Annotated in this window: 20 protein-coding genes and 1 pseudogene; 8 read left to right on the forward strand and 13 right to left on the reverse strand. The window is 71.3% G+C overall.

Going from position 1 to position 24,914, the window contains the following annotated elements; genetic code table 11:
• Nucleotides 1-23 precede the first annotated feature (23 nt).
• Nucleotides 24-1,013 carry a 30S ribosomal protein S2 gene (rpsB, locus tag ACSBPH_RS02075; protein ID WP_442575962.1) on the reverse strand — a complete coding sequence of 330 codons (990 nt, stop codon included), beginning with the start codon at nucleotides 1,011-1,013 and terminating at the stop codon, nucleotides 24-26.
• A 337-nt stretch (nucleotides 1,014-1,350) separates the two neighbouring features.
• Between rpsB and ACSBPH_RS02080 the strand changes: the two genes are divergently transcribed.
• On the forward strand, nucleotides 1,351-1,953 hold the full coding sequence (locus ACSBPH_RS02080) for a peptidoglycan DD-metalloendopeptidase family protein (protein WP_442575963.1): 603 nt from the start codon (nucleotides 1,351-1,353) through the stop codon (nucleotides 1,951-1,953).
• A 197-nt stretch (nucleotides 1,954-2,150) separates the two neighbouring features.
• On the opposite strand, the gene ACSBPH_RS02085 is transcribed toward ACSBPH_RS02080, so the two are convergent.
• The 4 genes from ACSBPH_RS02085 to ACSBPH_RS02100 form a co-directional block, all read right to left on the reverse strand.
• Complete coding sequence (locus tag ACSBPH_RS02085; protein ID WP_442575964.1) at nucleotides 2,151-3,056, reverse strand: tyrosine-type recombinase/integrase; 906 nt, start codon at nucleotides 3,054-3,056, stop codon at nucleotides 2,151-2,153.
• A 110-nt stretch (nucleotides 3,057-3,166) separates the two neighbouring features.
• Nucleotides 3,167-4,465: a DNA-processing protein DprA gene (dprA, locus tag ACSBPH_RS02090; RefSeq protein WP_442575965.1), complete on the reverse strand. Its 1,299-nt coding sequence runs from the start codon at nucleotides 4,463-4,465 to the stop codon at nucleotides 3,167-3,169.
• A complete protein-coding gene (locus ACSBPH_RS02095; protein ID WP_442575966.1) occupies nucleotides 4,462-5,991 on the reverse strand; it encodes a YifB family Mg chelatase-like AAA ATPase in 1,530 nt (509 codons plus the stop codon). The genes dprA and ACSBPH_RS02095 overlap by 4 nt, the downstream gene beginning before the upstream one ends.
• The gene (locus ACSBPH_RS02100; protein WP_442575967.1) at nucleotides 5,988-6,350 is read right to left on the reverse strand and encodes a YraN family protein; all 363 of its coding nucleotides are present in this window, start codon (nucleotides 6,348-6,350) and stop codon (nucleotides 5,988-5,990) included. The genes ACSBPH_RS02095 and ACSBPH_RS02100 overlap by 4 nt, the downstream gene beginning before the upstream one ends.
• Before the next feature lie 149 nt (nucleotides 6,351-6,499).
• Between ACSBPH_RS02100 and ACSBPH_RS02105 the strand changes: the two genes are divergently transcribed.
• Complete coding sequence (locus tag ACSBPH_RS02105) at nucleotides 6,500-6,823, forward strand: DUF2469 family protein (RefSeq protein ID WP_442575968.1); 324 nt, start codon at nucleotides 6,500-6,502, stop codon at nucleotides 6,821-6,823.
• Nucleotides 6,824-6,866: 43 nt separating this feature from the next.
• On the opposite strand, the gene ACSBPH_RS02110 is transcribed toward ACSBPH_RS02105, so the two are convergent.
• From ACSBPH_RS02110 to ACSBPH_RS02125, 4 genes and pseudogenes are all read right to left on the reverse strand, one after another.
• Nucleotides 6,867-7,526, reverse strand: a complete 660-nt coding sequence (locus tag ACSBPH_RS02110; protein ID WP_442575969.1) for a ribonuclease HII — start codon at nucleotides 7,524-7,526, stop codon at nucleotides 6,867-6,869.
• A gap of 131 nt (nucleotides 7,527-7,657) precedes the next feature.
• Nucleotides 7,658-8,410, reverse strand: a pseudogene (lepB, locus tag ACSBPH_RS02115) (signal peptidase I); the annotation flags it as partial.
• 165 nt (nucleotides 8,411-8,575) lie between these two features.
• Nucleotides 8,576-8,923, reverse strand: a complete 348-nt coding sequence (gene rplS / locus ACSBPH_RS02120) for a 50S ribosomal protein L19 (RefSeq protein ID WP_442575970.1) — start codon at nucleotides 8,921-8,923, stop codon at nucleotides 8,576-8,578.
• A gap of 173 nt (nucleotides 8,924-9,096) precedes the next feature.
• The gene (locus tag ACSBPH_RS02125; protein ID WP_442575971.1) at nucleotides 9,097-9,615 is read right to left on the reverse strand and encodes an MFS transporter permease; all 519 of its coding nucleotides are present in this window, start codon (nucleotides 9,613-9,615) and stop codon (nucleotides 9,097-9,099) included.
• A gap of 115 nt (nucleotides 9,616-9,730) precedes the next feature.
• Between ACSBPH_RS02125 and map the strand changes: the two genes are divergently transcribed.
• Entirely contained in the window at nucleotides 9,731-10,513 is a 783-nt protein-coding gene (map, locus tag ACSBPH_RS02130; RefSeq protein WP_442575972.1) for a type I methionyl aminopeptidase, read from the forward strand.
• Here map and treZ read toward each other — a convergent pair.
• From treZ to glgX, 3 genes are read right to left on the reverse strand one after another with little or no spacing between them, the layout of a single operon-like run.
• Nucleotides 10,493-12,247, reverse strand: coding sequence for a malto-oligosyltrehalose trehalohydrolase (gene treZ / locus ACSBPH_RS02135; protein ID WP_442575973.1), 1,755 nt, complete (start codon nucleotides 12,245-12,247; stop codon nucleotides 10,493-10,495). The two genes, map and treZ, sit on opposite strands and share 21 nt — an antisense overlap.
• On the reverse strand, nucleotides 12,244-14,622 hold the full coding sequence (treY, locus tag ACSBPH_RS02140) for a malto-oligosyltrehalose synthase (protein ID WP_442575974.1): 2,379 nt from the start codon (nucleotides 14,620-14,622) through the stop codon (nucleotides 12,244-12,246). Before treY ends, treZ begins: the two co-directional genes overlap by 4 nt.
• A 3-nt stretch (nucleotides 14,623-14,625) precedes the next feature.
• Nucleotides 14,626-16,839 (reverse strand): glycogen debranching protein GlgX, encoded by a 2,214-nt coding sequence (glgX, locus tag ACSBPH_RS02145; protein ID WP_442575975.1) that lies wholly within the window; start codon nucleotides 16,837-16,839, stop codon nucleotides 14,626-14,628.
• 338 nt (nucleotides 16,840-17,177) lie between these two features.
• On the opposite strand from glgX, the gene nirB reads away from it, so the two are divergent.
• The 4 genes from nirB to ACSBPH_RS02165 are packed head-to-tail and all read left to right on the forward strand — an operon-like array spanning nucleotide 17,178 to nucleotide 22,484.
• Nucleotides 17,178-19,757, forward strand: a complete 2,580-nt coding sequence (gene nirB, locus ACSBPH_RS02150; RefSeq protein ID WP_442575976.1) for a nitrite reductase large subunit NirB — start codon at nucleotides 17,178-17,180, stop codon at nucleotides 19,755-19,757.
• Nucleotides 19,754-20,131 carry a nitrite reductase small subunit NirD gene (gene nirD / locus ACSBPH_RS02155; RefSeq protein WP_442575977.1) on the forward strand — a complete coding sequence of 126 codons (378 nt, stop codon included), beginning with the start codon at nucleotides 19,754-19,756 and terminating at the stop codon, nucleotides 20,129-20,131. Before nirB ends, nirD begins: the two co-directional genes overlap by 4 nt.
• On the forward strand, nucleotides 20,128-21,360 hold the full coding sequence (cobA, locus tag ACSBPH_RS02160; protein ID WP_442575978.1) for a uroporphyrinogen-III C-methyltransferase: 1,233 nt from the start codon (nucleotides 20,128-20,130) through the stop codon (nucleotides 21,358-21,360). The genes nirD and cobA overlap by 4 nt, the downstream gene beginning before the upstream one ends.
• Complete coding sequence (locus tag ACSBPH_RS02165) at nucleotides 21,357-22,484, forward strand: uroporphyrinogen-III synthase (protein WP_442575979.1); 1,128 nt, start codon at nucleotides 21,357-21,359, stop codon at nucleotides 22,482-22,484. Before cobA ends, ACSBPH_RS02165 begins: the two co-directional genes overlap by 4 nt.
• On the opposite strand, the gene trmD is transcribed toward ACSBPH_RS02165, so the two are convergent.
• A complete protein-coding gene (gene trmD, locus ACSBPH_RS02170) occupies nucleotides 22,481-23,155 on the reverse strand; it encodes a tRNA (guanosine(37)-N1)-methyltransferase TrmD (RefSeq protein WP_442577227.1) in 675 nt (224 codons plus the stop codon). The genes ACSBPH_RS02165 and trmD overlap by 4 nt on opposite strands.
• 165 nt (nucleotides 23,156-23,320) lie before the next feature.
• Here trmD and ACSBPH_RS02175 point away from each other — a divergent pair, with 165 nt between their 5' ends.
• Nucleotides 23,321-24,739, forward strand: coding sequence for an MFS transporter (locus ACSBPH_RS02175; RefSeq protein WP_442575980.1), 1,419 nt, complete (start codon nucleotides 23,321-23,323; stop codon nucleotides 24,737-24,739).
• Nucleotides 24,740-24,914 lie beyond the last annotated feature (175 nt).

Genomic DNA, 24,914 nt, shown 5'->3' on the forward strand with positions numbered 1-24,914 from the left:
GCGTAGTTGATGGAGGGGAACCGTTACTTGCCGGCGTCCGAAGCGTCGGCGTCCGCCGCCTCGGTCTCGGCCGCATCGGCCGTGGCCTCGGCATCCGTCGACACGGTCTCTGCCTCGGCGGCGGCGACGTCTTCGGTCGACTCGCCGGCTGCGGCGGCCACGTCTTCGTCGTGGGCGACGGCGGCGTCGGCGTCGGCCGGCGTCTCGGTCGCGGCGGTCGAGACCTCGGCGGCACCGGTGACGGCGGCGTCGGAGCCCTGCTCGAGGAGCTCGCGCTCCCAGTCGGCGAGGGGCTCGGCATCCGCCGACTCGTCGGTCGGCTGGTGGCGCTGGATGAGGCCCTCGGCGGCGGCGTCGGCGATGATGCGCGTGAGCAGGCTCACCGAGCGGATCGCGTCGTCGTTGCCGGGGATCGGGTACTGGAACTCGTCGGGGTCGGCGTTGGTGTCGAGGATGCCGATCACCGGGATGCCGAGCTTCGAGGCCTCGTTGACCGCGAGGTGCTCGCGCTTGGCGTCGATGACCCAGATGGCCGAGGGCGTCTTCTGCAGGTTGCGGATGCCGCCGAGCGACTTGTGCAGCTTGTCGAGCTCACGCTTCTTGATGAGGAGCTCCTTCTTGGTGAAGCCGCTCGCTGCCGGGTCGTCGAAGTTGAGCTCCTCGAGCTCCTTCATGCGCGCGAGGCGCTTGGACACCGTCTGGAAGTTCGTGAGGAGGCCGCCGAGCCAGCGCTGGTTCACGAAGGGCTGGCCGACGCGCGTCGCCTGCTCGGCGACGATCTCCTGGGCCTGCTTCTTGGTGCCGACGAAGAGGATGGTGCCGCCGTGGGCGACCGTCTCCTTGACGAACTCGTACGCCTTGTCGATGTACGTCAGCGACTGCTGGAGGTCGATGATGTGGATGCCGCTGCGCTCGGTGAGAATGAAGCGCTTGACTTTCGGGTTCCACCGGCGGGTCTGGTGCCCGAAGTGGACGCCGCTGTCGAGCAGCTGGCGAATCGTGACGACGGCCATGGCCGTTCTCCTGTTCTGACGCTCTCGCGTCTCTTGCGGTTGTGTCGCGCCGAGCCGATGGCCGGCGAGCCTGGTGCCCGGCACACGCCCGCCCGCAGCGAGTTCGCTGGAGGACCGATGGGAGTGGATGCCGCGCCCTCCGGTTCTGGGAACCTTCGGCGCTCTGGGCACGCGGAGTCACCCCGACGAGCGGGATGCTCCACCAGTGTATCAGGACGAAGACCCGCGGCTCGGGCTTCGGGACGGCTGCTCCTCCCCAGCCGGCCGACGGTGTGCGGCCGTCCACGGGCTGCCGTGCGCGGGTCCTCGCGGCGGCTGTGAAGAGGACGATGAGCGGATGCCTCGTCCCTCCGCTCCGGCCCGGTTGACCAGGGGCGCGGCGGCGATCGTGACCGCGGTGGTGGTCGCAGGGGTCGCGGGGGTCGGGGTGTCTGGCTCGGCCGCTGGCGCCGCGGCGTCTGACGCGGCGGGGTCCGACGCGGCGGGTCGGGCCGCGGCATCCTTCGGCGATCTGAGTGGGCGCGGCTGGATCTGGCCCGTGTCTGGATTCCGTGTCGTGGCGCCGTACGTCCAGCCGGCGCATCGCTACGCGCCGGGGCACCGCGGCATCGACGTCGAGCCGGCCGATGCGGCGGTCGTCGCCCCGGCCGACGGGGTGATCGCGTTCGCCGGCACGGTCGCAGACCGCGCGATCGTGACCATCGACCACGGCGACGGCCTCGTGACGACCCTCGAGCCCGTTGCGTCCGAGCTGCTCGCCGGAACGGTCGTCCGCCGGGGCGAGGTCGTCGGCGTGGTGAGTCTCGGGGGTCACGCTCCCGCAGGGGCGATGCACTTCGGCGTGCGGCTGGACGGCGAGTACATCAATCCGCTGCTTCTGCTCGGCGGCATCCCGCGCGCGGTGCTCCTCCCCTGCTGCGGAGGCTCGGGCGGGTCGTAGCCCTTCGCTCCCGACGCTCCTCGTGGCGCGCCCGTGGAGGCCGGCCCGCGTGCGAGGCCCTTCGGGGACGCGTGTGGCCGCCTCGGGCGGGTGGATGCAGCTACACGCCCCCGATTTCCACCCGGGCCATTTGGGGACGCTTGGATCCAGCCATACGCGTCCCCGACTTGCGGCGGCGCGGCGCGCGGGGCGAGGCCTCAGGCCCGGGGATGGGCGAGGCGATAGGTCGCGGCGAGACGCTCGCTCGAGACGTGCGTGTAGATCTGCGTCGTGCCGAGGCTCGCGTGGCCGAGGAGCTCCTGCACCGTCCTCAGGTCGGCGCCGCCGTCGAGCAGATGCGTCGCGGCCGAGTGCCGGAGGGCGTGAGGTCCGACGGCGGACCCGACGACGGGACCGAGGACGCGTGACACGACCTCGTACGTGGCGCGAGGACCGAGCCGCGCTCCGCGGGCGCCCAGGAAGATCGCGCGCAGCGCCGATCCGTCGTCGCGTCGCGCCGAGAGCACGGGCCGGCCGCGCACCAGATAGGCATCGAGCGCAGCGGCGGCGGGAGCACCGAAGGGCACGACACGCTCCTTCGAGCCCTTGCCCGTCACGCGCGCCGTGCGACGGTCGTGGTCGATGTCGTCGAGGTCGAGACCGCAGAGTTCGGAGACACGGATGCCGGAGCCGTAGAGCATCTCGAGCAGCGCGTGGTCGCGGAGCGCGATCGGATCGCCCTCGGCGGCAGTGCGAGCGAGCTGATCGAGAAGATCCCCCACGGCGTCCGCCGCGGCGACGTGCGGCAGCGTGCGTCCGCGCTTCGGCGCGACCAAGCGCAGGCTCGGATCCGTCGTCGTGAGCCCGGCCTCCAGAGCCCACGCGAAGAAGCCGCGCGCGGCGGCGGTGCGCCTCGCGATCGTCGACCGGGCATCGCCGCGTTTCGTCGCCCGCCACAGCCACTCGCGCAGATGCTCGAGGTCGATGTCGCTCAGCTCGACGTCACCCGTCGACCCGGCGAGGTCGGCGAGGTCTGCCGCGTAGGCGCGGACGGTCGCGGGCGAAAGGCGCCGTACATCCCGCACGTGGCGGCTGTAGGCATCCGTCGCCTCGACGATTCGCATGCAGCCAGCATGCCCCCGCCGCGGGGCGCGCACGGCACGGCGCACCGGCTCCGGCGCTCGGCGGGCGTGACTCCGACGCCGGCAGCCCGGCACCGGCACCGCCGCCGGGCTCAGCGGGAGGGCACGCGCCGCCAGCCCAGGAAGCCGCTCTCGACCTCGCCGCTGAGCGCCAGGAGCCCGAGCACGCTCTCGACGTCGGTGGCAGCCATGCCGCTGCGGCGGGCCAGCTCGTCGGGGTCGCGCCACACGCGTGTGCTGAGCGCGTCGCGCACCCGCGACCTGTCGTCGGTCGGCGGTCGCTCGTCGCCCCGTTCGTCGCGGCCCCGATCGTCGCGGCCCCGCTCATCACGGCCCTGATCATCGCGTCCCCCGACGTCGCCGCCTCGGTGGTCGAGGTGGTCGAGGTGTTCGAGGTGTTCGAGGATGCCGGTCTCACGCAGCAGTTCGCGCACATCGTCGGCGTTCGTGACGCAGATCGCCCCCTCGCGCAACAGACGGTGGGCGCCCGCCGACGCCGCGCTCGTGACGGGGCCGGGTACCGCCGCCACCGTGCGGCCGATCGCGAGGGCGTGCGATGCCGTGTTGAGCGAGCCGCTTCGCCACCCGGCTTCGACGACGACGGTGACCTCGGCGAGGGCTGCGATGATCCTGTTGCGCTGCAGGAAGCGCCATTTGGTCGGAGCCGAGCCGCACGGCACTTCGCTCACGACCGCACCCGACACCAGGATGCGTTCGATGAGATCAGCATGCCCCGCGGGGTACGGCCTGTCGACGCCGCCGGCGAGGAGGGCGACCGTGGCGCCTCCCGCCGCGAGCGACGCGCGGTGTGCGGCTCCGTCGATGCCGTACGCAGCACCGGAGACGATCGGGATGCCGGAGCCGGCCAGGTCGGCCGCTACCTCCATGGCGACGTGCTCGCCGTAGGACGTCGCCGCGCGCGCCCCCACCATCGCGACGGACGGCTGCAGGCGGGCGAGGATGCCGGGCTGGCCCCGCACCCACAGCGCGAGCGGCGCGTGCGGACCGAGGTCGTCGACCTGCTGCGGCCACTCGGCGTCGCCCGGCACGAGGAGCCGTGCCTGCACGCGATCGGCGACGTCGAGGGACGTCTCGATGGAGGCCGCCGACAGGCGAGGCAGCCAGCGCCTGCGACCCTCGGCGAAGTCCGTCGCCGCGACATCCTGTGTCGAGAGCTGATCGCGCGCCTCGAGTGCTTGGAGAGCGCCGAGCGGGGAGAGTTCCGCGATGAGGCGGCTCGCGACGGCGTCGCCGGGCTCGACGAGGTGACTCCAGACGACCCGTGCGGCCAGTTGCTCCTCCTCCGCCCAGCCGACGGGGTCGGGCCGGTTCGAGAGGAGCGCAGGCAGTGCGCGCTGGGCCGCGGCGAGGGCGGAGGCGGAAGCCGTCATGGCGTGATTCCCTTCTTGAGGTACAGAGCGCGCCCGATGTCGTCGATGCTGAGCGCGCCGCGGCCCGCGAGATCAGCGATCGACCAGGCGACGCGGAGGACGCGGTCATAGCCGCGCAGAGTCAGCGCGCCGCGGTGCAGCGCGGCATCGAGCGGGCGGCGCACGACCGGCGACGGCGCCTGTGGCCCTTCACGCAGCCAGGTGCCGGAGACGTGGGCGTTCACGCGCCACGGTGTCTCGGCGAGACGATGCGCGGCGCGCCGGCGCGCCTCCCCCACGCGCTCGCGGGCCGCCGCCGTCGTCGTGGCGTGCTCGGCGGACGAGGTGCGATGCGCGACCGCGACGCGGGTGAGAGCCAGCTCGATGTCGATGCGGTCGAGCAGCGGACCGGACAGGCGCCCGAGGTAGCGGCGAATGGCCATCGCGGGACACACGCACGCTCCACCGACGACGCCGTAGTTGCCGCACGGACAGGGGTTCGTCGCAAGGACCAGCTGGAAGCGCGCCGGAAAGGCGGCCGTCGCGCCGGCACGATGGATGACGATGGCCCCGCCCTCGAGAGGCTGGCGCAGCGCATCGAGCGCCGACCCCATGAACTCCCCCGCCTCGTCGAGGAAGAGCACGCCGTCGCTCGCCCGTGCGATCGCCCCCGGACGCACCTGCCGAGAACCTCCGCCGACGAGCGCAGCGACGCTCGCGGAGTGATGCGGAGCCTCGAACGGCGGGGTGCGGGAAAGCGTGGTCACCGCCTCGCCCGAGAGCGAGCGGATCGAGGCGACAGACAGTGCCGCCCGGTCGTCGAGAGCGGGAAGGATGCCGGGGAGACGGCGTGCGAGCATCGTCTTGCCGGCGCCCGGCGGACCGGACATGAGGAGATGATGGCCGCCCGCCGCGGCGACGATCAGCGCGTCGACGGCCTCGCGCTGGCCGATCACGTCGCTGAGATCCGGCGGCGCCGGCTCTTCGCTCGCCGTGACGGCCCTTGCGACCGGTTCGCGGTCGACGGTCTCGACCTTCGCGCCGTGCCAGCGGGCGACCTCGGCGAGGTCGACGGCGCCCAGCACCGTCACGCCGTCGACGAGCTCGGCCTCCTCGCGGTTGGCCCACGGCACCACGATGCGCCGGACGCCGGCCTGCGCCGCGGCCGCGACGGCCGGCAGCACGCCCGGAACGGGGCGGAGCCGCCCGTCGAGCCCCAGCTCGCCCAGATGCACGGTCGCGGCGACGGACGCGGCATCCATCCTGATCTCGGTCGCCAGCGACGCGATCGCGATCGCCACATCGAATCCCGAGCCGCTCTTGGGCAGGCTCGCGGGCGAAAGATTGACGGTGACGTGGCGCCGCGGCAGCTGCAGGCCGCTGTTCGCGCAGGCGTTGAACACCCGCCGTGCCGCCTCGCCGAGGGCCTTGTCGGGAAGGCCGATGATCTGGAACCCCGGAGTCTGGTTCGAGAGGTCGGCCTCGACCTCGACGAGCGCCCCCTCCAGGCCCGAGAGGGCGACCGACCACGTGCGCGCGACGGTCATACGATGCCCGCGAGGTGCTCGAGCGATGCCGTCGCGGGGTCGGGCCCGATCAGCCCTATCGCGTCGATCCGCAGCCGACGACCCTGCGCCGAGGCGGGGTGCGCCGCGATCCACGCCATCGCGAGCCGCCACAGGCGGGCCTTCTTGACTTCGCCGACGGCCTCGAAGGGATGCCCGAAAGCCTCGCTCCGCCGCGTCTTGACCTCGACGACGACGAGCTCCCGCGCGGAAACGACGACGAGGTCGAGCTCTCCGCCCGGGGCGCGCCAGTTGCGGGCGAGCACGGCGAAGCCGAGCGATTCGTAGTAGCGCGCGGCGCGTTCCTCGCCCGCGCGTCCGAGCACGTCTTTGTCTGCCATTCCGGCATCGTCGCTCGGGCGGTCCGCCGCGTTCGGGCCGGGCCGCGGCATCCGTGCACTTCCGTCCGAAATGCCACGCCGGGGAGGAGCGGATGCGCGCCGACACACCGAACCGGGCGACGGCCCCGCCTGTCTAGGATGGAGGCACCATGGATGACGAAGTCTTCGAGGACTACGACCGCGAACTCGAGCTGGCGCTCTATCGCGAATACCGCGATGTCGTCTCGCAGTTCCAGTACGTGATCGAGACCGAGCGACGGTTCTATCTCGCCAACGAGGTCAACGTCGTCCGCCGCGACACCGAGCACGACTTCTACTTCGAGATCACGATGAACGATGTCTGGGTGTGGGACATCTACCGCGCCGACCGGTTCGTGAAGGCCGTGCGCGTGCTGACGTTCAAGGACGTCAACGTCGAAGAGCTGTCGCGCCGCGACTTCCACCTGCCCGAAGAGCTCTCGCTCGACAGCTGAGCGCCGGGCGGCGACCGCAGCGCCGTCTCAGAAGAGCGCCGTCTCAGAAGAGCGTCGGCGCGTCGGTGATCGACCACGACGCGCGGTGGTGCCGGCTGATCCCGTGCGCGCGGATCGCCTCGCGGTGGTCGGGGCTCGCGTAGCCCTTGTTGCTCGCCCAGTTGTAGGCGGGCAGCTCGTCGTGCAGGCCCGTCATGAGGGCGTCGCGCGCGACTTTCGCGATGACGGATGCCGCGGCCGCACTCGCGCAGTCACGGTCGGCCTTGATGACGGGTCGCACCGTTAGTCCCGTCGCACCCGCAGGGGTGATGTAGTCGTGGTTGCCGTCGAGGATCACGATGGCCTCTTCGGGCACCACGCCGTGCGTGCGCAGGTCGGCCAGAGCGCGGATCGTCGCGAGACCCAGCGCGCGGATGATGCCGATCTCGTCGATCTCGTCATTGCTCGCCCAGCCGACGGCGCTGACCGACACCCACTTCGCCGCCCGCGAGGCTACCTCGGCGCGCTTGGGCTCCGGCACGAGCTTCGAGTCGCGCAGCCCTTGCGGGACCCGCCGCCGGGCATCCGCCGCCGTCACGACGCTCGCGCCGACGGCAACCGGACCGGCGAGGGCGCCGCGCCCCACTTCGTCGCACGCGATGACGATCGGCCACTCCTTGAGGAGCCGGCGTTCGAGAGTCAGCCGCGGCTCGACGACGGTCACGATCCGGGGGCCTCCCCGGCAGGGCTCACCGCGTCGCTCGGCTCGGTCGAGCCGCTCTCGTCGGTCCCCTGACCGCTCTTGTCGGTCCCCTGCCCCGGATCACCGTCTCCCTGGTCGGGATGCGAGCTGCCCGCGTCGGGTACCCCGGCGAAGACGCCCGGGTGGAAGTCGAGCATGCCGAACCGCGACAGCGGCCACGTGATGATGAACGCCCGGCCCACGACGTTGTCGATCGGCACGAAGCCGTCGCCCGGCTGGTCCTGGTTGTAGCGCGAGTCCTTGGAGCGGTAGCGGTTATCGCCGAGCACCCACAGGCTCCCGGCGGGGACGACCACGTCGAACGGATCGCCCGATGCCGCGGTCTCGCCGCCCGGGAGCTTGAGATAGGAGGATTCGTCGATCGGCACGCCGTTGATCGTGATCTGGCCGATCGCGTTGCAGCAGACGACGTGGTCGCCGGGCAGGCCGATGATCCTCTTGATGAGGTGGTCGTCGCTGTCGGGAGCCGAGAGCCCCACGAGCGACAGCAGCCAGTCCAGGCCCTGCTCGATCGGCGGCCTGGTGTCTTCGGGCGACGGCGGCAGCCATCCGCCGGGGTCTCGGAAGACCACGATCTGGCCGCGCTCGTAGCCGCCGAAACGGGGCGTGATCTCGTCGACCAGGATCCGGTCGTTGACGAGCAGCGTGTCTTCCATCGACCCGGAGGGGATGTAGAACGACCTGACGACGAACGTCTTGACCAGGAACGACACCAGTATCGCGACGAGCACGATGATGACGACGTCGCGCAGGAACAGCAGCCAGCCGCGGCCGCGCGATTCGTGGCCGGACGACGAGTGCGGCGTCGGAACGGGCTCAGCGGAAGCCGTCTGCTCGGTCGTCATGTGGGTCCTTCGCCGGGCTCGCCCGGGAGATCGGGGGCCGTCCACTCAAGGGTCGCATACTCCGGCGGGATCGGCCGCGGCGCGCGTCGTCTTCGAGGGACGCGTCCTGCTCCGCCAGATGACGATGCCCCGGGCCGGCGGCCTCGGGGCATCGTGCGGGAGAACTCAGCGGTCGCGCTTCTCCTTGATCTTGGCCTTCTTGCCACGGAGGTTGCGCAGGTAGTAGAGCTTCGCGCGGCGGACGTCACCGCGGGTCACGACCTCGATGTGGTCGATGACGGGGCTGTGCACGGGGAACGTGCGCTCGACGCCGACCTGGAAGCTGATCTTGCGGACCGTGAAGGTCTCGCGCACGCCGTCGCCCGAGCGGCCGATGACGACGCCCTGGAAGACCTGGATACGGGAGCGGTTGCCCTCCGTGATGTTGACGTGCACCTTCACGTTGTCGCCGGGGGCGAAGGCGGGGATATCGGAGCGGAGCGAGGCCGCATCGACGGCGTCGAGGATCTGCATGATCGTCACTTCCTGCGGCCGCCACAGGTCGACCGCGAAAAAAAGGGAAAAGGATGTCGTGTGCCCGAGGCCGTCCGAATCGCTTCGGCCGGCTGACTCCCCTGAGGCAGAGCCGGGTCAGGGCACAAACAGCCATTCTGCCACGGATGCCGTGACCGGCCAAAACGCCTCGGTCAGCGCGCGTCGGGCTCGTGCTTCTCGGTGATGACGAAGACGCTGTCGGCCTCGCCGGGCGTCCGCGGAGCGGAGGACGCGGCATCCGGGATCGTATGAGGCGGGAGGTAGGCGACCCCCTCCGTCGTGTACATGAGCATGCTCGACGGCCGGGCCTCGCGCCAGAGCTGCCAGAGCGTGAGCCAGAACAGGCCGACGCCGGCGATGATCGTGAGCACCATGACAGGGGCCCACCACGCCTCGACGAACAGCCCCAGCGAGATGATCATCAGGTGCCAGACGGCGAAGCCGAGGACGTCCCACCACGAGACGGCCCGCTGCGCACGCACCGTGCCCCGTGCCCGCACCAAAAGGGTGAGGACGATCTGCCCCACGAAGACGGCCGGGATCGCGAGGAAGAGCACCCACAGGAACGCCCAGCCGCCGGCGTTGAAGACCGCCCATCCCACCAGGAGCCACAGTGGCAGCAGGAACGCAGCCGGGAAGAGCCAGCTGTAGAACGCACGTCGCAGCCACATGCGACCGATGGTACGCCGGTCGGCGCCCGGCGGCAGGGGTTCGCGATGTCCCACCGGCATCCTCCCAGCGACCTCGTGGATAAACCGGCAGAATGGACAGGTTGAGAGGAGCGCGATGATCGAGCTGCGCACACCGGCCGAGATCGAGGCCATGCGACCCGCCGGACGATTCGTGGCAGAGACGCTCGCGACCCTCCGTGACGAGACGAAGGTGGGGACGAACCTGCTGGCGATCGACCGCCGGGCGCACGAGCTCGTCCGCCGTGCCGGGGCGGAGTCGTGCTACATCGACTACCACCCGTCGTTCGGCGCCAGCCCGTTCGGCAAGGTCATCTGCACGTCGGTGAACGACGCGGTGCTGCACGGTCTCCCGTTCGACTACGCCATCCGCGACGGCGACCTCGTCTCGCTCGACTTCGCCGTGTCGATCGACGGATGGGTCGCGGACTCCGCCGTCTCGTTCGTCGTCGGCACGCCGCGCGACGAGGATCTCGCGCTGATCGACACGACGGAGCGCGCGCTGGATGCCGCGATCCAGGCGGCTGTCGTCGGCAACCGCATCGGCGACATCTCGTACGCGATCGCACAGGTCGCCCACGCCGCCGGCTACGAGATCAACACCGACTTCGGCGGCCACGGCGTCGGCCGCGTCATGCACGGCGATCCGCACGTGCCCAACGACGGCAAGGCGAACCGCGGCTACCCGCTGCGCGCGGGGCTCGTCCTGGCGCTCGAGCCGTGGTTCCTGGCGACGACCGACCAGCTCATCACCGACCCCGATGGGTGGACGCTGCGAAGCGCCGACGGCTCGCGCGGCGCGCACTCCGAGCACACCATCGCGATCACCGATGACGGCCCGATCGTCTTGACCGACAGGTCATTCCTCGGCGTCGACTGACGGCGGCTGCGCGTCCGCGCTCGTCACCACGACGGCCGCACTGTCGCGCGGAAGCACGAGCGACCCCTCGACGACGGCGGTGGCGGCATCCGTCGCCAGCAGGATCTCATCGGTCCCCTCGAAGCGCACCGGCTCGTCGCCGAGATTGACGAGCACGAGCAGATCGCCGCGGTGCAGGCGATAGACACGGCCGCCGTCGACGTCGACCGCCTCGCCGCTCAGCGACGCGAAGGCGGGGTCGGTGAGCTCGGGTCGCTCGCGCCGCAGCCGCGCGAGACCCTGGTAGAGGGCGAGGAGCCGCGCATGGTCGCCCTCCGAGACCTCGTCCCAGCGGAGCTTCGACCGGAGGAACGTCTCGGGGTCCTGTGGGTCGGGCACGATGTGCGGATCCCATCCCATTCGCGCGAACTCCGCGATGCGGCCCTCGGCCGTCGCCTCGCCGAGCTCGGGCTCGGGGTGCGACGTGAAGAACTGCCACGGTGTGGAGGCCCCCCATTCCTCCCCCATGAAGAGCATGGGGGTGCCGGGAGCCGTGAGCGTCAGGACGGCCGCCACGGCGAGCCGCTCGAACGAGAGCATCTGGCTGAGGCGATCCCCCGCCGCGCGATTGCCGATCTGGTCGTGGTCCTGCGCGAAGGTCACGAGGCGCCACGCGGGAACCTGCGGCGGGATGGGACCACCGTGGTCGCGACCGCGGAAGGACGAGTACGTCCCGTCGTGGAAGAAGCCCCGCGTCCACGTCTTCGGCACCGCGTCGAGTGCGGCGAAGTCGGCGTAGTAGCCCGAGGTCTCCCCCGTCAGGGCGACGTGGACGCTGTGGTGCCAGTCGTCGCTCCACTGCGCCGTCAGCCCATAGCCGCCGGCCTCGCGAGGCAGGATGAGCCGCGGATCGTTGAGGTCGGACTCCGCGATGAGCGAGAGCGGGCGCCCGAGGTGCGCCGAGAGGGCATCGGATGCCTCGGCGAGCTCCTGCAGGATGTGCACCGGGGCGTCGTCCTTCAGCGCGTGGACCGCGTCCAGGCGGAGGCCGTCGACGTGGTAGTCGCGCATCCACATCAGAGCGCTGTCGAGGAGGTGGCGGCGGACCGCCGGCTCATCGAGGTTGAGGCTGAAGCCCCACGTGTTGCGGCTCCCGTCGCGGAGATACGGGCCGAACTCCGGCAGGTAGTTGCCGCTCGGCCCGAGGTGGTTGTGCACGACGTCCTGGATCACGGCGAGCCCCGCGGCGTGCGCGGCATCCACGAAGTGCTGGTAGGCGGCCGGGCCGCCGTAGGCCTCGTGCACGGTGTTCCAGAGCACGCCGTCGTAGCCCCAGTTCCACACGCCGTTGAAGCCGTTGACCGGCAGCAGCTCGATGTGCGTCACGCCGACGTCGACGAGGTGGTCGAGCTTGCCGATCGCGGAGTCCAGCGTGCCCTCGGGGGTGAACGTGCCCAGGTGCAGCTCATAGATGAGGCCGCCCGCGAGCTGGAGCCCCGTCCACGACGCATCCGTCCATGAGAACGTCGACGGGTCGAACCATGCCGACAGGTCGTGCACACCGCGGGGCTGTCGACGCGACCGGGGATCGGGACGGGCGACCTCGGAGTCGTCCAGCACGAAGCCGTACTCCTCGCCGTCGGCGAGGTCGATGTCGGCGCGCCACCAGCCGCCGTCCTCGAGGCGGAGATCGGCATCCACTCCCCCATGCCGCAGCCGTACGCGGTGGGCGCGGGGTGCCCAGACCTCGATCACGAATCCTCCTCGGTAGCCAGGAGCGCCACGGGGTAGCGCGAGAGCAGTTCGGCGAGGGGGACGACGGTGCCTTCGAAGCGGCGGCCGGTCAGCACGTCGATCGACGCGCCCGCGTGGCGCAGCAGCGCCGTGTCGCCCCAGCCGCCGCGGCGGTCGAGGCCGACCGGGAGGCGTGTCGCGACGGCCACGGCGCCGCCGCGGTCATAAGCGACGGCATGAGCGGATGCCTCGCCGACGACCGTCATCGGGGTGTAGCGCGTGAACAGGCCGGGCCGGTCGCGGCGCAGCCGGAGGGCGCGGGAGGTCACCAGGAGCTTGGCGGCCCCGGTCTTGTCGACGGGCGGGAGGTCGCCGAGCGGGAATCCGGCGTCGATCTCGGCGAGGAGCGCCTGGCGCGCCGCGAAGTCGACGGGCCGCCGGTTGTCGGGGTCGACGAGGGACGTCTCCCACAGCTCCGAGCCCTGGTAGACGTCGGGCACGCCGGGGCCGGCGAGCTGCAGCAGCTTCGCGCTGAGCGAGTTCGACCAGCCGTACGGGCGGATCTCGCGGACGAAGTCGTTCACGAGAGCCGTCCCGCGGCCGAACGCCGCGTCGACCAGGTCGTGCATGCGCTCCTCGAAGGCGGCGTCGGGGTCCCACCACCCCGTCGCCTCGGCGGCCTCGCGTGCGGCCTTCTCGGCGTACGCGTGCAGCCGCTCCGGGGTCGCCGGCCACGCGCCGATGATCGCCTGCCACAGGAGGCTGTCGAACGGTCCGTGCCCCGTCGAGGCGATGCCGCGCAGACGTGTGAGCGCCTCGCTCCAGCGCTCCGGGAGCTCTGCCAGCACCGACAGGCGCGCGCGGACATCCTCGCCGCGCTTGGTGTCGTGGGTCGACAGCGACGTCATGCTGTGCGGCCAGCCGGCCTGCCGCCCCGCGAAGGCCCGATGCAGGCCGTCGACCGAGAGCGAGAAGACGCCGGGGTCGCCGCCGACCTCCGTCAGGGTGCCGAGACGCGTCTGGCGGTAGAACGCGGTGTCTTCCACGCCCTTGGCCATGACCGGGCCCGTGGTCTGCTGGAAGCGCTGAGAGACTTCGAGCGCGGGGTCGGCGAGCACCGCGACCAGTCGCGCGATCGCGTCGGCGAGCTCGGGACGACGGACGGATGCCTCGGCCGCGGCCGCGTCGAGGTTCTCCCGCCCCGCCGGGAGGTAGGAGCGGTACACCGGGAAGCACGCGAGCAGTTCGGCGAGGGCGTCGTCGGCGCCCTCGATCGTCTCGGGGAGGCACCGCACGAGGCGGCGGATCTCCGACACCTGGATCGTGTCGGCGATCATGCGCTTCGTGCCGTGGATGACGTCCGCGTACGGCACGGGAAGCTCGAGGCCCGAATCGGCGCGCAGGCGCGCGTCGAGGCGATCGAGGGCGTCCTCCCCCGCGGGGTCGATGAGCACGCGGTCGATCTCGGCCATCGCGTCGTACCCGGTGGTGCCGTCGGTCTCCCACCAGGCGGGGAGGGCTTCGGGGTGGTCGGTGCCGCTGTGCTCGAGGATCTTCTCGATCAGGACGTAGGCCCCGTCCGTCGCCTCGGCCAGGCGCTGCAGGTAGCCGCCCGGATCGAGGAGGCCGTCAGGGTGGTCGACGCGCAGGCCGTCGGCGAGGCCGTCGCGCACCCACCGGAGGATCTCGGCGTGGGTCTCGTCGAAGACCCAGGGGACCTCGACGCGGACGCCCGCGAGGGTCGTCACGGCGAAGAACCGCCGGTAGTTGAGCTCCGACGCCTCGCGCCGCCAGAACATCGGCTGCCAGTGCTGGCGCTCGAGGATGCCGCGGAGGGACGCGGCATCCGTCGTCGCCCGCTCGGGAGCCGTCCCCTCGGCGAGCGGCAGCACGTGGTCGAAGTACCGCACGTGGCCGAACGGCGTCTGCGGGCCCGGTGCCGGATCTGCGGTGAGCTCGCCGGCCTCGATCACATCGTCGAGCTCGCGCCCGAGGATCGGCACCCGCACGCGGCCGTCGCCGTACTCCCAGTCGATGTCGAACGCCTCGGCGTACCGCGAGCCGCGGCCGCGCAGGAGCACGTCCCACCACCACGGGTTCTGCGCGGGATCGGCCACGCCCATGTGATTGGGGACGATGTCGACGAGGATGCCGAGACCGGCCGCACGGGCCGCGGCGACGAAGCGGTCCAGGCCCTCGCGACCGCCCCGGGCGGGGTCGACGCGGGACGGATCGACGACGTCGTAGCCGTGATCCGAGCCCGTCGTGGCCTGCAGGAGCGGCGAGAGGTAGGCCCAGCCCGCACCGAGGTCACGGAGGTACTCCGTGACCTCGGCCGCGGCATCCAGGTCGAACGCCCTCCGGATCTGGAGGCGGTAGGTCGACGCGGGAGGCATGGGCTAGTGCTCCACCTCGGACTTCGGCGCACCCGCGGGCACATCGTCGAGGGAGTTGGTGAGCGACGCGGCGACGGACGCGGCGACGGAGTGGTCGGCCTCGATCTCGGGGGCGACATGCTCGCAGAGGAGGATGAGGGCCTTCGCCTGGACCATGACGACGCCGCCCGGCTCGATCGGATCGCCGCCGGCCTGCTCCCCCGCCGTGTCGACGAGGATGTCCCACACCGGGCTGAAGTCGACCTCGGGGATGTGGAATTCGACGGGCTCGTCGCCGGCGTTGAAGAGGATGATGAAGTGCCGGTCGTCGATCGGCTGGCCGCGGCGATCGCGCTCGCGGATGCCCTTGCCGTTGAGGAAGACGCTGATCGCGCGGCCGAAGCCCGATTCCCAGTCCTCCGGCTGCATCTGCGATCCGTCGGGGCGGCCCCACACGATGTCGGGCACGGGGGCGCCCTCCTCGCGACGCACCGGGCGCCCGTTGAAGAAGCGCTGACGGCGGAAGGTCGGGTGCTCCTTGCGGATCTTCGCGAGCGCGGCCGCGAACTCGATGAGCGGCTGGTCTGCGGCATCCCAGTGCACCCACGTCAGCTCGTTGTCCTGCGCGTAGCCGTTGTTGTTGCCGTCCTGCGTGCGGCCGAGCTCGTCGCCGTGCAGCATCATCGGAACGCCCTGCGAGAGCATCAGGGTGGCGATGAAGTTGCGCTGCTGGCGCGCGCGCAGCGTCAGGATCTCGGGATCGTCGGTGGGGCCCTCGGCGCCGTGGTTGTACGACCGGTTGTGCGATTCGCCGTCGTTGTTGTCCTCGCCGTTGGCGTCGTTGTGCTTCTCGTTGTACGACACGAGGTCGCGCAGCGTGAAGCCGTCGTGCGCGGTGACGAAGTTGACGGATGCCACGGGCCGGCGTCCCGAGTGCTCGTAGAGGTCCGCCGAGCCGGTCAGGCGCGACGCGAACTCGCCGAGCGTCGCGGGCTCGCCGCGCCAGAAGTCGCGGACGGTGTCGCGGTACTTGCCGTTCCACTCCGTCCACTGCGGCGGGAAGTTGCCGACCTGGTAGCCGCCGGGACCGATGTCCCACGGCTCGGCGATGAGCTTGACCTGCGAGACCACCGGGTCCTGCTGCACGAGCTCGAAGAAGGTCGCGAGGCGGTCGACGTCGTAGAACTCGCGCGCGAGGGTGGCAGCGAGGTCGAAGCGGAAGCCGTCGACGTGCATCTCGAGCACCCAGTACCGCAGCGAGTCCATGATGAGCTGGAGCGCGTGCGGGTTGCCGACGTTGAGGCTGTTGCCCGTGCCGGTGTAGTCGGTGTAGTACCGCTTGTCCTTGTCTTCGAGGCGGTAGTACGCGGCGTTGTCGATGCCGCGCATCGAGAGCGTCGGGCCCATGTGGTTGCCCTCGGCGGTGTGGTTGTACACGACGTCGAGGATCACCTCGATGCCGGCGGCGTGAAGCGCCCGCACCATCCCCTTGAACTCCTGCACCTGCTGGCCGCGGTCGCCCGTGCCCGAGTAGGTGTTCTGCGGCGCGAGGAAGGCGATCGTGTTGTAGCCCCAGTAGTTGGAGAGGCCCTTCTCCTCGAGCGTCGAGTCGTTGACGAACTGGTGCACGGGCATGAGCTCGAGCGCCGTGACGCCGAGCCGCTTGAGGTGCTCGATCACGACGGGGTGCGCGATGGCGCTGTACGTCCCGCGGATCTCCTCGGGGATCGCCGGGTGAAGCTCGGTGAGCCCCTTGACGTGCGCCTCGTAGATGAACGTCTCGGAGTACGGCGTCTTCGGCAGGCGGTCGCCGCCCCAGTCGAAGAACGGATTGACGACGACGCCCTTCATCATCGACGACGCGGAGTCCTCGTCGTTGCGCGAGTCGGGGTCGCCGAAGTCGTAGCCGAAGACCGACTGGTTCCAGCGCACCTGGCCGTCGACCGCCTTGGCGTAGGGGTCGAGGAGGAGCTTGTTGGGGTTGAACCGCAGTCCCGATGACGGGTCGTGCGGGCCGTACACGCGGTAGCCGTAGCGCTGGCCGGGACCGACGTTGGGGAGGTACGCGTGCCACACGTACGCGTCGACGTCTCGGAGCTCGACGCGTGTCTCCTTGCCTCGATCGCCGAACAGACACAGTTCGACGCGTTCTGCCCCCTCGCTGAAGAGGGCGAAATTGGTGCCATTGCCGTCGTACGTCGCGCCGAGCGGATATGCGGAGCCGGGCCAAGCCTGCACAGAGGTCCTCCTTGGGATGGTTCTCCACCCTACCCAGCGTCGATGACCGGGCAGCGGGGGTTGCGCGCCGTGCGGTGCGTGTGTGACGGATGCCTCACCGCCATCTCACATCGGGTCCGAGGCCACCGTGAGGGAAACGTTCGCTGAGGGTAACGCGACCCGTCCGAGCGCCGAAACACCGTGCTCCTAGCGTGGCCGCCATCCCCCACCCGTCATCGACAGGAGGCGACATGACCGAGTCGGCATCGCAGGAATCGCTCGAGCGAGCGGCGAGCGACGTCAAGAGCCGGAAACACGGCGCTGACGAAACGGCAACATCGTCCGCCTACCGTGGCGCCATGAGCTCCACCCCGTCACCCGGCGCGCACGTCGTCGTCGTGGGTGCGGGAATGGTGGCACACCGCTTCGTCGACAGCCTTCTCAGCCGCAGCGACGACACGTGGCGTGTCACGGTGCTGGGCGAAGAGCCGCGGCATCCGTATGATCGCGTGGGATTGACCGGCTACTTCGCCGGAGCGTCGCCGGAGGATCTGACCCTCGAGCGCTCCGTGCTCGACGACGAGCGCGTCGCCTTCGTGTCGGGCGATCCCGTCGTGCGGATCGATCGTGGCGCCCGGACGGTGACGACGGCGGGCGGACGCGTCGAGCGGTATGACCGGCTCGTCCTCGCGACGGGCTCGTATGCCGCCCGTCTCGCGGTCGACGGGTTCGGCCACGAGGGCTGCTTCGTGTACCGGACGCTCGAGGACGTCGAGCGTCTGCGGGCCTTCGTCGACAGCCGCGCTCGCGAGCTCGGCCGGCCCCTCACCGGGATGGTCATCGGCGGCGGACTGCTGGGCCTCGAGGCCGCCGGTGCGCTTCAGAGCCTGGATGTCGCGCCCACCGTCGTGCAGTCGTCCGACCGTCTCATGTCGGCGCAGCTGGATCTTCCGGCGGGCACCGCGCTCCGCCGGCTCATCGAGTCCCGCGGCATCGCGGTCAAGACCGGCTCGATCACGACGCGCCTGGACGCCGACCGGTCGGGGAAGGTGGCCGCGCTCGAGTTCCGCGACGGCTCCTACGCCGCCGCCGACGTCGTCGTGTTCACGGTCGGCGTGCGGCCCCGCGACGAGCTGGCACGCGAGGCGGCCCTCGCCGTCCACCCCCGGGGCGGCGTGCTGATCGACGAGGGATGCGGCACATCCGATCCCGCCATCCTCGCGATCGGCGAGGTCGCGAACTTCGACGACCTGTGCGTCGGCCTCGTCGCTCCCGGCTATGCGATGGCGGAGGTGGCGGCGACCAGGCTCCTCGGGGGCGAGGCATCCTTCCCCGGCTACGACCTGTCGACGAAGCTCAAGCTCTCGGGAGTGGACGTCGCGAGCTTCGGCGACGCGTTCGCGGAGACGCCCGGGGCGCTCGACGTCGTCTACTCCGACCCCGTGGCCGGCGTCTACAAGAAGCTGGTGCTCTCGGACGACGCGAAGACGCTCCTCGGCGGCATCCTGGTCGGCGACGCCTCGGCGTACGGCTCGCTGCGACCGCTCGTCGGGGGATCGCTCGGGGGCGACCCGGCGGCGTACCTCATGCCCGACGGCGGCGTCGCGGCACCCACGGCGGAGCTCCCCGACGAGGCGCTGGTGTGCTCGTGCAACAGCGTGACGGCGGGGGCGATCCGCCACGCCGTGCACGACGAGGGCTGCACGGACGTCGCGGCCATCAAGTCGTGCACGAAGGCCGGAGCCGCCTGCGGCTCGTGCGTCACGATGGTCAAGAAGATCCTCGGCACGGAGCTGGCGAAGTCGGGTGCGGCGCTCAGCAACGCGCTGTGCGAGCACTTCGACATGTCGCGTCGGCAGCTGTTCGACGCGGTGCGCGTCTCGGGCCTTCGCACCTTCAGCACGGTCATCGAACGCTTCGGCGCGGGCCGGGGATGCGACACCTGCAAGCCCGCTCTCGCCAGCATCCTGGCCACCCTCACCGGCACGCACGTCCTCGAGGGCGAGAATGCGGCGCTGCAGGACACCAATGACCACGTGATGGCGAACCTGCAGAAGGACGGAAGCTACTCCGTCGTGCCGCGCATTCCAGGGGGCGAGATCACGCCCGAGGGACTCCTCGTGATCGGCCAGGTCGCGAAGGACTTCAACCTGTACACGAAGATCACCGGCGGACAGCGGATCGACCTGTTCGGCGCGCGCCTCGAGCAGCTCCCCGACATCTGGAAGCGTCTCGTCGACGCGGGCTTCGAGTCGGGCCACGCCTACGGCAAGTCGCTTCGCACCGTGAAGTCGTGCGTCGGATCGACGTGGTGCCGCTACGGCGTGCAGGACTCCGTCGGAATGGCTGTGGAGCTCGAACTGCGCTACCGCGGCCTGCGCTCGCCCCACAAGCTGAAGCTCGGCGTCTCGGGCTGCGCGCGCGAGTGCGCGGAAGCACGGGGCAAGGACGTCGGCGTCATCGCGACCGAGGCGGGCTGGAACATGTACGTCGGCGGCAACGGCGGCTTCACGCCTCGGCACGCCGTGCTCCTCGCGGAGGGCCTGAGCGACGCCGAGCTGCTGACGGCGATCGACAGGTTCCTGATGTACTACATCTTCACCGCCGACCGCCTGCAGCGCACGGCGCCGTGGTTCGAAGATCTCGAGGGCGGCATCGAGGGCCTGCGTGCCGTCATCTTCGAGGACAGCCTCGGCATCTGTGCCGACCTCGACGCGGCGATGGCCGCGCACATCGGGGCGTATCAGGACGAGTGGAAGGCGACGCTCGACGATCCCGAGAAGCTCCGGCGCTTCGCCTCGTTCGTCAACGCGCCGACGACTCCCGACCCCTCGCTCGCCTATACCGTCGAGCGCGGTCAGCCGCGGCCCGCAACCGCCGAGGAGCGCGAGGACAGCCGTGTGCTCATCGCGGGGACGACTCTGGAGGTACGCCGATGACGCTGACACAGCCGGCCCCGACCTCGACGACCGACACGTCCTGGGTGCGCGTGTGCGCCCTCGCGGATCTCGAGGTGGAGCGGGGCCGCGCCGCGCTCGTGGGCGACGCGCAGGTCGCCCTCTTCCTGACCCACGGCGGCCGCGTGCACGCCGTGTCGAACCTCGACCCGTACAGCGGCGCCCACGTCATCTCGCGGGGCATCGTGGGAACGCGGCAGGACGCCCCCACCGTCGCCTCGCCGATGTACAAGCAGGTCTTCGATCTGCGCACGGGCGTCTGCCTCGACACGCAGGGCAAGGACGCGGAGCGCCTCGCCGTCTGGCCCGTCGCGGTGCGCGACGGGGATGTCTACCTGAAGGCGGTGCGGTCATGACGACGATGCTGGGTGTCTCGCTGGCGGGCCGCGACGTGCTCATGGTGGGCGGCGGCGCCGTCACGGCACGCCGGCTGCAGCGATTCCTCGACGACGGTGCGATCGTGCGGATCGTCTCCCCCGAACTGAGTGACGAGGTCCGGCTGCTCGCCACGACACACAGGCTCGTCTGGGACCCCCGGCCGGCGCGCGCCGACGACGTCGGAGATGCCTGGCTCGTGCACACCGCGACAGGTGACGCGCAGACGGATGCCGCGATCGCGGCCGCGTGCGAACGTGCCAAGACCCTCTGCATCAACGCGTCGGACGGCGCCCACGGCTCGGCGCGTCTGACCGCTCAGACGCGATCGGGCGACGTCCTGGTCGGCGTCGTGTCGGATGCCGGTGTGGATCCGCGACGCGCGGGCCGGCTGCGGGACGCGATCGCGGCGCTCCTGCGCGAGGGCCGGCTCCCCCTGCGGCGCCGCCGTGCGGGCGCCGCAGGTCGCGTCGACCTCGTGGGCGGCGGCCCCGGCCCTGTCGACCTCATGACGGTGCGCGCGCGTCGCCTCCTCGCCGAGGCCGACGTCGTCGTGGCCGACCGGCTCGGTCCGACCGACGTGGTGGGCGAGCTCGACCCCGAGGTCGAGATCATCGACGTGGGAAAGCGCCCGGGGCACCACCCCGTGCCGCAGGAGGAGATCAACCGGATCCTCGTCGCGCACGCGCGCGCCGGGCGCCGCGTCGTGCGGCTCAAGGGCGGCGATCCCTTCGTCTACGGGCGCGGTGGGGAGGAGGTCGCGGCATGTCTGGCGGCCGGCATCCCTGTCGACGTCGTGCCGGGGCTCACGAGCGCCGTGTCGGTGCCGCAGGCGGCCGGGATCCCTGTGACGCATCGCGGGACCGCGGCATCCGTCCATGTCGTCAACGGTCAGGCCCCGACGACCGCGGCGACCGTCGCGGCGATCGCCGACCCGACCGTCACCACCGTCGTGCTCATGGGCGTCGCCGCGCTCCCCCGGCTCGTGCAGACCGCCCTCGCAGCGGGCGTGCCGCGGGACCGGCCCGTCGCGATCGTCGAGAGCGGCCACACGCCGGCGCAGCGCACGACCCGCACGACGCTCGGCGACGCCGTCGCCGCCGCCGGGGCCGCGGGCGTCGCCAACCCGGCGGTCATCGTGATCGGAGACGTCGCCCGAGCCGACCTGCTCCTGCCCGCCCCCGAACTGATCGGCGATGCCACCCGGTGACCGAAGCTCCACGCCCCACACTGTCGGCCGCCCTCGAAGGCTGCACGATCGTCGTCGCCGTCGACCGCCGCTCCGGAGAGCTCGCGGCGGCCCTCGAGCGCCACGGCGCGACCGTCCGGCACGCGCCGGCGCTCACGATCGTCCCGCACATCGACGACGAGGCCCTCATCGCCCGCACGCGCGAGCTCATCGCCCATCCGCCCGACGTCGTCGTCGCGACGACCGGCGTCGGGTTCCGCGGCTGGATGGAGGCCGCCGACGAGGCGGGGCTCCTCGACGATCTGCACGCCGCCTTCGCGGGCGCACAGATCGTCGCGCGGGGACCCAAGGCGCGCGGCGCGATCCAGCAGGCGGGACTCACGGCCGACTGGGTCGCCGAGTCCGAGACCTCCGCGGAGCTCGGCGAGTTCCTCCAGGCAGAGGGTGTCGCGGGCCGGCGCATCGCCGTGCAGCACCACGGCTCGGGCGCCGACGGTCTCGACGAGCTCTTCGACGGCGAGGGGGCGGATGTCGTGAGCCTCACGGTCTATCGGTGGGGACCCCCGCCCGACCCCGAGGCGGTGCGCAGGTCGGTGGTCGCGACCGGCGGCGGCGAGGTCGACGCCGTGCTCTTCACGTCGGCGCCAGGAGCCTTCGAGTGGCTCGAGGCGGCGCGGCGGGAGGGCGTGCTCGACGACATCCGCCGGCTCTCGGCGCACGGCCGCGTGCTTCTCGCGGCGGTCGGCCCCATCACGGCCGGACCCTTGCACGAAGCCGGACTCGACCCGCTGGTCGCCGACCGCGGTCGGCTGGGGTCGCTCGTCCGGGCCGTCGTGACCTACTTCGGCGGGGGCCACGCGCCCTCGCGCGAGACGACGGCGGGGCGTCTCGAGCTGCGCAGCAGCGGCGTCGTGCTCGACGGCGCGTACCTCCCGCTCTCCCGCACCGGGGTGGAGCTCGTGGGCGTGCTCTTCGACGCCGACGGATCGGTCGTCGCCCGCCCCGCACTCCAGGGTGCGCTGCCTCGGTCGGGTGACAGCGCGCACGCCGTGGAGATGGCCGTCGCCCGCGTGCGGGAGGCGCTCGGCGTTCCCGATCTCATCAAGACCGTCGTCAAGCGCGGCTACCGCCTCAACACCGACTAGAGCAGGTCGGGCCGGCGCTCCCGCGTGCGCTCGAGGCTCTGCTCGCGGCGCCACGCCGCGATCGCGCCGTGGTTGCCGCTCAGGAGCACCGCCGGCACTTCGAGGTCGCGCCAGACGGGCGGCTTCGTGTAGCTCGGGTACTCCAGGAGACCGTCCTCGTGCGACTCCTCGACGAGGCTCGCCGGGTTGCCGACCACGCCCGGCACGAGACGCGAGACCGCCTCGATCATCGCCATCGCCGCGACCTCGCCGCCGTTGAGCACGTAGTCGCCGAGGCTCACGCTGCGCACGCGCCCGCGCTCGGCGTAGTGATCGATGACGCGCTGGTCGATCCCCTCGTACCGTCCGCACGCGAAGACGAGGTGGGACTCCTCGGCGAGCTCGCGCGCGAGGCTCTGCGTGAAGCGCTCCCCCGCCGGGGACGGGACGATCAGGAGGGCCTCCTCGTCCAGGACCGCGTCGAGCGCCTCGCCCCAGGGCTCGGGCTTCATCACCATGCCGGCACCGCCGCCGTAGGGCGTGTCGTCGACCGTGCGATGACGGTCGTGGGTCCAGTCGCGGAGGTCGTGGACGCGCAGATCCAGGATGCCGCGGTCCCGCGCCTTGCCGATGAGAGAGACGTCGAGCACATCGAAGAACCCCGGGAAGATCGTCACGATGTCGATGCGCACGGGTTCGAGTCTAGGCATCCGTCCATGTTTCCGACGCGTGACGGCGCCCTCACCCGCCGCCCGCGGAGGGCGTGACGGACATGTGATGAAGAGGTAACCGACTGGGCCGACCGGCCGAAACACCCGCCTCGTAGCTTCGCTTCATACCTTCCCGAGGAGAGTGCGATGACCACGACCGTGACATCCCCCCACGGCGGCGCCGAGGCGGCCGCCCGCACCACCCCCGTGACGCTCACGCGTCGACCTGGACGCTGGCTCGACGGCTGGAACCCCGAGGACGAGACGTTCTGGCAGACCGAGGGCCGCGCGATCGCCCGGCGCAATCTCGGCTGGTCGATCTTCGCCGAGTTCCTCGGCTTCATCGTGTGGCAGCTGTGGAGCATCGTCGTCGTGATGCTCCCCGCCGCGGGCTTCACGTTCACGAGCTCGGAGGCGTTCTGGCTGATCTCGGTGCCGAGCCTCGTCGGCGCCACGATGCGCTTCCCGTACACGTTCATGGTCGCGAGGTTCGGCGGTCGCAACTGGACGATGATCTCGGCGGGCCTGCTGCTCATTCCGTCGCTCCTGCTCGGCGTCGTCGTCGGCAACCCCGACACCCCGTTCGGCGTCATGCTCGCCGTCGCCGCCCTCGCGGGCTTCGGCGGCGGCAACTTCGCCAGCTCGATGGCCAACATCACCTACTTCTTCCCGCAGAAGGAGAAGGGGTGGGCACTCGGCCTCAACGCCGCAGGCGGCAACATCGGCACGGCGGTCGCGCAGTTCGCGGTGCCGATCGTCGTGACGGCGGGTGCCGCCGCGACGCTCAACCTCTCCCTCGCCGGCTGGATGTGGGTGCCGCTCATCCTGGTGGCGATCTGGGGCGCGTGGCGCTACATGGACAACCTGTCGAATGCGCGATCGGATGCCGCGGCCTCGGCGGCGGCGCTGCGCGAACCGCACCTGTGGCTGCTCGCCGTGCTCTACATCGGCACCTTCGGTTCGTTCATCGGGTTCGCGAGCGTCTTCCCGAAGCTCATCGCGGATCAGTTCCCGGCGTTCTCGACGATCCAGGTTGGGCAGGCCGCCGTCTCGCTCGCCTTCCTCGGCGCCCTCGTGGGCTCGCTCGCCCGGCCCTACGGCGGCAGACTCGCCGACCGCATCGGCGGGGCCCGCGTGACCGTGGGCGCCTTCAGCGTCATGGGTCTCGGCGCGCTCGCCCTCGTGTGGACGCTGCCCCTGCAGAACTTCGGGGTCTTCCTTGCCTGCTTCCTCGTGCTGTTCGCCGCGACGGGGATCGGCAACGGGTCGACGTACCGGATGATCCCCAACGTGTTCGCCGCCCGCGCCCTCGTGGTGACGCGGTCGGGGCGCCCCGACGCGGGGGTCGCGATGCAGCGCAAGGCCGCCGCAGCCCTCGGCCTCATCTCGGCGATCGGCGCGTACGGCGGGTTCGTCATCCCGCAGGTGCTCAACCTGTCGCAGTCCTCGACGGGCGCGTACACGGCGGCCTTCTACGGGTTCGTCGTCGCCTACGCGGCTCTGCTGACCCTGACGATCGCGGTCTACATCGTCCCCCGTCGTTCCCTGGCCGGCCAGCGCATCTGACCCCCGGTCCCCGAGAGGCCGCACCCGACGGGTGCGGCCTCTCTCGCGCTCCCGGCCGACCCGGTTCCCGAGCGAACGAAGCGAGACGAGGGCCGACGCCGTACCCGCGAGCAGCGCAGTGCCGCCCGTGACGGAGGCCACGCCTCCTCGTCTCGTCGCTGCGCTCCTCGTTCGG

Source organism: Microbacterium sp. F51-2R (assembly GCF_052180235.1).
Taxonomy (GTDB): domain Bacteria; phylum Actinomycetota; class Actinomycetes; order Actinomycetales; family Microbacteriaceae; genus Microbacterium.

What these genes read in the sequence shown, in the direction of transcription:
- rpsB (WP_442575962.1), bottom strand. Translation starts at nt 1,013, where the DNA reads ATGGCCGTCGTCACGATTCGCCAGCTGCTCGACAGCGGCGTCCACTTC.
- treY (WP_442575974.1), bottom strand. Translation starts at nt 14,622, where the DNA reads ATGCCTCCCGCGTCGACCTACCGCCTCCAGATCCGGAGGGCGTTCGAC.
- map (WP_442575972.1), top strand. Translation starts at nt 9,731, where the DNA reads ATGATCGAGCTGCGCACACCGGCCGAGATCGAGGCCATGCGACCCGCC.
- ACSBPH_RS02175 (WP_442575980.1), top strand. Translation starts at nt 23,321, where the DNA reads ATGACCACGACCGTGACATCCCCCCACGGCGGCGCCGAGGCGGCCGCC.
- ACSBPH_RS02125 (WP_442575971.1), bottom strand. Translation starts at nt 9,615, where the DNA reads ATGTGGCTGCGACGTGCGTTCTACAGCTGGCTCTTCCCGGCTGCGTTC.
- cobA (WP_442575978.1), top strand. Translation starts at nt 20,128, where the DNA reads ATGACGACGATGCTGGGTGTCTCGCTGGCGGGCCGCGACGTGCTCATG.
- nirB (WP_442575976.1), top strand. Translation starts at nt 17,178, where the DNA reads ATGAGCTCCACCCCGTCACCCGGCGCGCACGTCGTCGTCGTGGGTGCG.
- nirD (WP_442575977.1), top strand. Translation starts at nt 19,754, where the DNA reads ATGACGCTGACACAGCCGGCCCCGACCTCGACGACCGACACGTCCTGG.
- ACSBPH_RS02100 (WP_442575967.1), bottom strand. Translation starts at nt 6,350, where the DNA reads ATGGCAGACAAAGACGTGCTCGGACGCGCGGGCGAGGAACGCGCCGCG.
- rplS (WP_442575970.1), bottom strand. Translation starts at nt 8,923, where the DNA reads ATGCAGATCCTCGACGCCGTCGATGCGGCCTCGCTCCGCTCCGATATC.
- ACSBPH_RS02085 (WP_442575964.1), bottom strand. Translation starts at nt 3,056, where the DNA reads ATGCGAATCGTCGAGGCGACGGATGCCTACAGCCGCCACGTGCGGGAT.
- ACSBPH_RS02105 (WP_442575968.1), top strand. Translation starts at nt 6,500, where the DNA reads ATGGATGACGAAGTCTTCGAGGACTACGACCGCGAACTCGAGCTGGCG.
- ACSBPH_RS02095 (WP_442575966.1), bottom strand. Translation starts at nt 5,991, where the DNA reads ATGACCGTCGCGCGCACGTGGTCGGTCGCCCTCTCGGGCCTGGAGGGG.
- dprA (WP_442575965.1), bottom strand. Translation starts at nt 4,465, where the DNA reads ATGACGGCTTCCGCCTCCGCCCTCGCCGCGGCCCAGCGCGCACTGCCT.
- ACSBPH_RS02080 (WP_442575963.1), top strand. Translation starts at nt 1,351, where the DNA reads ATGCCTCGTCCCTCCGCTCCGGCCCGGTTGACCAGGGGCGCGGCGGCG.